The organism is Streptomyces sp. NPDC059037, assembly GCF_042740015.1.
Taxonomy (GTDB): domain Bacteria; phylum Actinomycetota; class Actinomycetes; order Streptomycetales; family Streptomycetaceae; genus Streptomyces.
Genome location: NZ_JBHYIG010000003.1, coordinates 68,085 through 74,856 on the forward strand (window position 1 = coordinate 68,085; position 6,772 = coordinate 74,856).

At 71.8% G+C, this 6,772-nt stretch carries 7 protein-coding genes and 1 pseudogene; all 8 read right to left on the bottom strand.

The window, feature by feature from the left end; translation table 11 throughout:
• A pseudogene (locus ACFWY6_RS01465) lies at positions 1 to 207 on the bottom strand (hypothetical protein); the annotation flags it as partial.
• 90 nt (positions 208 to 297) lie between these two features.
• Positions 298 to 492, bottom strand: a complete 195-nt coding sequence (locus tag ACFWY6_RS01470) for a hypothetical protein (protein WP_384684960.1) — start codon at positions 490 to 492, stop codon at positions 298 to 300.
• 99 nt (positions 493 to 591) lie between these two features.
• The gene (locus tag ACFWY6_RS01475) at positions 592 to 1,452 is read right to left on the bottom strand and encodes a phosphatidylinositol-specific phospholipase C/glycerophosphodiester phosphodiesterase family protein (RefSeq protein ID WP_384684963.1); all 861 of its coding nucleotides are present in this window, start codon (positions 1,450 to 1,452) and stop codon (positions 592 to 594) included.
• Between the two features lie 209 nt (positions 1,453 to 1,661).
• Positions 1,662 to 2,327 carry an ABC transporter ATP-binding protein gene (locus tag ACFWY6_RS01480; protein WP_384684966.1) on the bottom strand — a complete coding sequence of 222 codons (666 nt, stop codon included), beginning with the start codon at positions 2,325 to 2,327 and terminating at the stop codon, positions 1,662 to 1,664.
• A complete protein-coding gene (locus ACFWY6_RS01485) occupies positions 2,320 to 3,234 on the bottom strand; it encodes an ABC transporter ATP-binding protein (RefSeq protein ID WP_384685022.1) in 915 nt (304 codons plus the stop codon). The genes ACFWY6_RS01480 and ACFWY6_RS01485 overlap by 8 nt, the downstream gene beginning before the upstream one ends.
• A gap of 41 nt (positions 3,235 to 3,275) precedes the next feature.
• Positions 3,276 to 4,151, bottom strand: a complete 876-nt coding sequence (locus tag ACFWY6_RS01490; protein ID WP_384684969.1) for an ABC transporter permease — start codon at positions 4,149 to 4,151, stop codon at positions 3,276 to 3,278.
• The gene (locus ACFWY6_RS01495; protein WP_384684972.1) at positions 4,144 to 5,109 is read right to left on the bottom strand and encodes an ABC transporter permease; all 966 of its coding nucleotides are present in this window, start codon (positions 5,107 to 5,109) and stop codon (positions 4,144 to 4,146) included. Before ACFWY6_RS01495 ends, ACFWY6_RS01490 begins: the two co-directional genes overlap by 8 nt.
• Before the next feature lie 32 nt (positions 5,110 to 5,141).
• On the bottom strand, positions 5,142 to 6,722 hold the full coding sequence (locus ACFWY6_RS01500) for an ABC transporter substrate-binding protein (protein ID WP_384684975.1): 1,581 nt from the start codon (positions 6,720 to 6,722) through the stop codon (positions 5,142 to 5,144).
• Between the last annotated feature and the right edge of the window lie 50 nt (positions 6,723 to 6,772).

A 6,772-nucleotide genomic window follows, 5' to 3' on the forward strand; every position in this document is an offset into this window, starting at 1 on the left:
GTGGTGGAGGGTGGCCGCTCGACGCGGGTGTTGGGGTGGTGGTCCGCGGGGCAGCGGCTGGGCGGCGGCGGGCGCTCCCGCGTACTGCTCGACGAGCCGGTGCCCCGGCGCCTTCGGGATGTCGTCGGCGTGGGCCGGGTAGGCGAGGGACGCCGCGGCCAGGGCCACCGCACTGCTGAAACCGAGTCGACGCAGTCTGCTGGACATGCGCCGAAGCTAGATCGGCACCCTTGAAGTGTCCATGGAAACGTGACAGTTGTTCATGAAGGCGAAACGCTCAGGGCAGCGGGCGGATGTTCACGGCTGCAGGCTGCTGACGATGTCGGCCGTGGCCGTGAGCCCGTTGTGGATGGTCGGCGCCATGCTGGAACTCGCCAGGTAGAAGCCGAGCAGCGCGCAGACAAGAGCGTGCGAGAACTTCAGCGCGCCGTTACGCAGAAAGACCACTGCCAGGATCACGAGCAGCAGCACCACAGAGACCGAGATGGCCATGGAACACCCTCCTCCGCCGCGTCAGCACCGCGGCTTCGGCCGTCAGTGTTGCGCAGCGGAGGGGCCATCCGGTCGACCGGCACGTCCTCCGAACGGGTGCTACTTCCCGTGTGCGTCGAGGAACGCCTCGAGTCCCGCGAGGTCGTCCGTGTTCAGGTGATCGACGCCGGCGGCGAGGAGCTCGCCCCACACCGCGTCGCGCGCCGGACCCGCCAGGTCGGGGGTGGCCCAGAAGCGGACGCGCTGACCGCGCTTGTGGGCGGTGGAGACGATGCCGTGCAGCTTGTCGCGCTCGGCCGCGGGAAACGCGCCGACGCCCTGCCAGCTGAAGTTGAGCGTCCAGTTGTCGCTGATCAGCGGGATGAAGGAGGCGGGGGCCGCGGTGCCGAGATCGGCGAGACGGCCGTCGTAGAAGGCGCGGCGCACCCGCTGGGCCTCCATCGGCGCACGGGCCGCGCGGTCGCCCGAGATCACCGCGGTCACGGCGGAGCGGCGCACCTTGCCGTGGGAGTACGTGGTGAACAGGTGCCGGTAGCGCCGGAGATGGCGGTCGAGTTCCAGGTACGTCGCCGCGCCCTCGGTCTTGATGTCGATCAGGAGCTGGAAGGGGGTGCGGTGGTAACCCCGGTACACGGAGCCGCCGTTGGCGCGGACGCGGGCGGAGAGGGGGTCCAGGTACAGGGATTCGAGGGTGCGGGTGGGGTCGAGGTCCGCCGGGTCGTGGGCGACCAGGAGTTGGCCGTCGACGAGGTAGATGTCGGCCTCGACGCTGCCGAAGCGGTGGTCGAGGGCGTCGAACAGGGGCCGGGGGTGTTCGTAGTCGTTGTGCGCGTGGGCGCGGATGAGGGGGCGGGGGCCGTGTCCGCGCTCGCTCGCCTGGGCGTACGCGGGGACGGCGACGGTGCCCGCGAGGGCGGCGCCGAAGGTGGTGAGGGCTCTACGACGGCTGAAGAGGGCCATGGAGACTCCCGGAGGACGAGGACGACGGGCGGGGCCTCAGTGAGTATGAGGCCATGCCCGCGTCAAGAAACCTCCAGCGGCGGGGAGTTGGCGCTATCGACGTCCTTCGTTCACTCCGCGGCCCGTAAGGGGCGCGGGGAACTGCGCGGCCCGTAAGGGGCGCGGAGAACTGCGCGGCCAGCCCCCACCGGCCAGCAGGTCCATCACCGCTATACCGGCGGAGCGCTCAGCTCGCTCCAGTGCACCGTCCGGTCGCACCACCGCTCCAGGAGCACCCGGTCGTGGCCGACAGCGAGCAGACCGGCGCCGCTCTCGCGCCGGTACTCCTCCACCGCGTGCACCAGCGCGGCCGTCGTCGAGGCGTCCAGCATCGCGGTCATCTCGTCGCAGATCAGCCAGCGGGGGCGGAGCACCAGCGCGCGGGCCAGGCAGGCGCGCTGCAGCTGGCCGTCGCTCACCTCGTGCGGCCTGCGGCCCAGGAGGTCGTCGCCGAGTCCGACGGTGGCCGCCAACTCCCGTACCCGACCGGCTGCTTCGCTCCCCCGCCCGCTGGCCCGCAGCGGCTCGGCGATCAGGTTCGTGAGGGTCAGGCGGGGGTCGGCGGAGAGCCGCGGCTGCTGGAAGACCACGCCGAAGGCGGTGCGCTGCTCGCGGGGCGCGCGGTGCCGCCAGCCGCGTGCGGGCTCGCCGTCGATGACGACGCGGCCCGCGTCCGGCTTGTGAAGCAGCGCGGCGACGCGGGCCAGCGTCGACTTGCCGCAGCCGCTGGGTCCGAGTAGGCCGACGGAGGCGCCCGCGTCGACGGTGAGGTCCACGCCGCGTACGACGGGGGCTCGGCGGTCGTATCCGGCGGTGACGGAACGCAGTTCAAGCACGGGGTGCCTCCAGCAGGGCCGCCGGGTGGGGGTGGTGGCAGGCGACCCCGTCCACCGGCTCGGGAACGGCCCCGCAGGCCTCGTCCGCCGCCGGGCAGCGTGCCGCGAACGCGCATCCGGCCGGCAGCGCGGACAGCTCGGGCGGCATTCCGGGGATCGGCGTGAACTCCCGCTCCGGCAGGGCGTCGAGCAGGCCGCGCGCGTAGGGGTGGCGGGGCCCGGGGGTGCCGAAGAAGTCGTCTGCGTCGGCGAGTTCGACGATGCGGCTCGCGTACATCACGGCGACGCGGTCGGCGATCCGCTCGGCGGCCGCCAGATCGTGGGTGATCAGGAGCAGCGCGCGGTCCTCGCCGACGTGCCGGCGCAGTTCGTCCACCGTGCGGTCGACGAGGTCGCGGTCGAGTCCCGTCGTCGGTTCGTCGGCGAGCAGCAGCGGCGCGTCGCCGATGAGCGCGAGCGCAGTGGCGGCGCGCTGGGCGAGGCCGCCGGAGAGCTCGTGCGGGTAGCGGTCCAGGTGCCCGGCGGGGAACGCGGCACGCTCGGCGGCTGCTTCGGCGGCCGCCCGCAGCTTCGGCCGCGGCACGCCCGCGAGCTCCCGCAGGGTCTCCTCCAGCTGGGCGCGCACGGTCCGCACGGGCGTCAGGTGCGCGGCCGGGCTCTGCGGTACGAGGCCGACGCGCCGCCCGCGCACGGTGCGGGCCAGGGTCCGCTCGTCGGCGGTCAGCAGGTCCACGTCGCCGATGAGCGCAGACCCGGCCGTCTCCGCGTTCTGCGGGAGCAGCCCGAGCAGCGCCGACGCGAGCACGGACTTGCCGCAGCCGCTCTCGCCGACGAGGGCCAGGCACTCCCCCGCCGCGAGATCGAAGCGGGCGTCGGTGACGGCGGAGACGAAGCTGCCGCCGCGCATGCGGAAACGTACGGAAAGGCCCTGCACGGACAGCACGGGAGTCACAGCATCAGCTCCGATCGGCGCCGGGGGTTGATCCGTTCCCGCCAGGCGCCGGCGAGGCCCGCGATCGCCAGGGTGGGCACGATGATGAACAGGCCGGGGAAGAGCGTCGGCCACCAGTCACCGGCGAGCAGCGAGCCGCGGGCGCTCTGCACGAGCGTGCCGAGGCTGGCCTGGTGGGTGGGGAGTCCGAGCCCCAGGAAGGACAGCGCGGACTCGTGCCACACGGCGTGCGGCACCATCAGGACGGCGGCGAGTCCGGCCTGCGGGAGCACGCCGGGCAGCAGATGCCGCACGGTCACGCGCAGCCGCGAGGCACCGCCGGAGATCGCCGCGTCGACGTAGGGGCGGGACCGCAGCGAGAGCACCTCGGCGCGGACGATGCGGGCCGTGGACAGCCAGTGGGTGAGCGCGACGGAGACGACGACCGGCCAGACGCCGGGCCGGAACATCGCCACGATGAAGATGCCGAGCAGCAGGTGCGGCACGGACGAGAAGACGTCCACGAGCCGCATGACGACCCGGTCCACCCAGCCTCCCGAGGCGGCGGCGAGCGCGCCCACGGCCGTGCCGATGACGGTGGCGACGACGGCCGCCACCACACCCACCAGGAGCGAGACCCGCAGCCCGTACACGCAGCGCACGAGCAGATCGCGGCCGACGTCGTCGGTGCCGAAGGGGTGTGCCCAGGACGGCGGTTGCAGCTTGGCCGCCAGGTTCACGGCCTGTTCGTCGAGGTTCACGAGCGGCGGTACGAGCAGGACGGCGAGGACGACCGCCGCGACGATCACCGCCGAGGAACGCACCCGCCACGCGCGCGTGGAGCGAGTTTTCGGGGCGCCCCCTGTAGTGGCACGCCAGGTCACGTCAGCCATCGAATCCCACCCTCGGGTCGGCGAGGCCGTACAGCAGATCGGCGAGGAGGTTGCCCAGGAGCACCGCCGCCGTGGCGAGCACGGTCAGCGCGGCGAGCAGCGGGAAGTCCACGGAGGTGGCGGCCTGCACGGTGGCGGCCGCGATGCCCGGCCAGCTGAAGACGGTCTCCACGAGGAGCGCACCGGTGATCAGTTCGGGCACCCGTGAGCCGATCAGCGTGAGCACGGGCAGCATGCCCGAGCGCAGGGCGTGGCCGAGGAGAACGGTCCGTTCGGCGAGGCCACGCGCGCGTGCACCGCGGACGGGGTCGTCGCCGAGCGCGTCGCCGACGCCTTGACGTACGTACAGGACGAACCAGGGAAGCTGCGAGATCGCCAGGACGGCGGCGGGCAGCACGAGATGGCTCGCCACCTGTCCTGCCGTCACGGTCGAGCTGGCCGTGTCCGTGAGCCCGCCCGAGGGCAGCACGCCCAGCTTCAGGGCGAACAGCCAGACGGCGAGCAGGCCGATCCAGAACGGCGGCGCCGCCTCCAGCGTGTACGCGAGCGAGGTCACCGCGCGGTCGAGCCAGCCGCCCGGACGGCGGGCGGCAAGCACGCCGAGCGTCGTGCCGACGAGGATCGCGAGCAGGAACGCGGTGGCGGCGAGCAGCACGGACCAGCCGATGCGTTCACCGATGGCGTCGGAGACGGGCTGGCGCAGGGTGCTGGAGTCCCCGAGGTCGCCGGTCACGGCCGAGGTGAGCCAGTTCCACCAGCGCTGCACCAGGGGCTGGTCGACGCCGAGGTTGGCGCGCAGCTGGTCGAGGTTCTCCTGGGACGCCGTGAGCCCGGCCGTCCCCGCGTACGCCTTGACCGGGTCGAAGGGGGACGCGGCGGCGATCGCGAAGACGCCGAAGGTGACGGCGAGCAGGACCGGGACGGCGAACAGGGCCCGCCGTCCCGTCATGCGCGCCATCGGCCCCCATGGGAGCTTCCGGAGCGCGGACTTCACTGCTTCGGCTGCCAGTCCTCGACGTTCCACCACGGGCCTGACGCGAGGCCGTGGTCGTGCGGCTCGGTCTGGGTGGTCAGGTCGCCGAAGCGCTTGTCGACGACGTAGAGGTGGTCGATGTGGGTGAGGAAGGTGTAGCCCGGGTTCTTCACCAGTTCGCGCTGGATGGTGTCGTACGCGGCCTGCCGCTTGGCGTGGTCGCCGCTCTCGCGGGCCTCGTCGAGCGCCTTGTCGACCTTGGGGTTGTCGTAGTGGGCCATGTTGTTGAAGCCGTCACCGGCGAGGGAGGACTTCAGGAGGGTGTACTGGTCGAAGTCCGGGTCGGCCGGGGAGCCGCCGCCCGCGAGGACCGCGTCCTTGGGCATGCGGGGCTCGATGACCTCCCACGTGCCGGCCTGCACCTCGACCTTGATGCCGAGCTTCTTGGCGTCGGACGCGTAGGCGAGCGCGTGGTCCTGGCGGAGCTTGTCGCCGGAGAGGTACCAGAGCGGGAACTTCGCCTGGACGCCGTCCTTCTCACGGATGCCGTCATCGCCCGGCTTCCAGCCCGCGTCGTCGAGGATCTTCTTGGCCTTCGCGGCGTCGAACTTCCGCTCGGTGCCCTTGGTGAACCAGGGGCTGTCGGTCGGGACGGGCCCGTAGGCCTCCTTGCCCGCGCCGTCCAGGATGGAGTCGACCATCGCCTTGCGGTCGACGCCGGTGTCGAGCGCGCGCCGGATGTCGGTGTCGCCCGCGACCTTGTTGCCGGTGGGCAGGGTCACCACGCGGTAGTCGAAGGTCTTGGCGGCGTACGTCTTCTTGTTGCCGTCGTTCTCGTACTTCTTCGCCAGGTTGGGCGGCAGGATCGCGCCGTCGAGCTCACCGGCGTCGAGCCGGGTGGCCCGGATGTCGTCGTCCTTGATGATCGCCATGGTGAAGTTCTTGACCTTCGGGGCGCCGCCCCAGTAGCCGGGGTTGGCCTTGAAGGTGAGCTTCTCGCCCTTGGACCACTTCACCAGCTTGTACGGGCCCGTGCCGACCGGATCGGTGGTGAACTTCCCCGTGTTCACGTCCTGCTTGCCGGCAATGTGCTCGGGCGCGATGGGCAGGACGGTGCGCTCGGCGAACGGCGCGTAGGGGTACTTGAGGTGGAAGACGACCGTGTCGTCGCCCTTCGCCTCGACGCTCTTGACGGCGTCCAGCTCGGTCTTGGCGGCGTTGTTGGTCTTCTTGTCGAGGATCGTCTCGTAGGTGAAGACGACGTCCTTGGACGTGAAGGGCTTGCCGTCGCTGAACTCGACGCCCTCGCGCAGCTTGTACGTGTAGGTCTTGCCGTCGTCGGCGACCTCGGGCAGCTGCGCGGCGAGCGCGGGCTTGAGCTTCATGTCGGCGTCGTGTGTGAGCAGGCCGTCGAAGATCTTGGAGTTGCCGTCCTTGCCGTAGCCCAGGAGCGGACTGAGGGTCTCCGGCTCGTACGCGATGCCGACGACCGCGGAGTCCTTGGCGGCGCCGGCGCTCTCGCCGTCGCCCGGCGCCGAACAGGCCGAGGGGGGGGGCGCCCCCGCGGGGGGGCCCCCCCCCCCCCCCCGCCCCCCCAAAAAAAAGGGCCCCCAGGCGAATAAAAAAAAAAAAAAAGACCCACCACAAA

What these genes read in the sequence shown, in the direction of transcription:
- ACFWY6_RS01475 (WP_384684963.1), bottom strand. Translation starts at nt 1,452, where the DNA reads ATGGCCCTCTTCAGCCGTCGTAGAGCCCTCACCACCTTCGGCGCCGCC.
- ACFWY6_RS01490 (WP_384684969.1), bottom strand. Translation starts at nt 4,151, where the DNA reads ATGGCTGACGTGACCTGGCGTGCCACTACAGGGGGCGCCCCGAAAACT.
- ACFWY6_RS01470 (WP_384684960.1), bottom strand. Translation starts at nt 492, where the DNA reads ATGGCCATCTCGGTCTCTGTGGTGCTGCTGCTCGTGATCCTGGCAGTG.
- ACFWY6_RS01485 (WP_384685022.1), bottom strand. Translation starts at nt 3,234, where the DNA reads ATGCGCGGCGGCAGCTTCGTCTCCGCCGTCACCGACGCCCGCTTCGAT.
- ACFWY6_RS01495 (WP_384684972.1), bottom strand. Translation starts at nt 5,109, where the DNA reads ATGGCGCGCATGACGGGACGGCGGGCCCTGTTCGCCGTCCCGGTCCTG.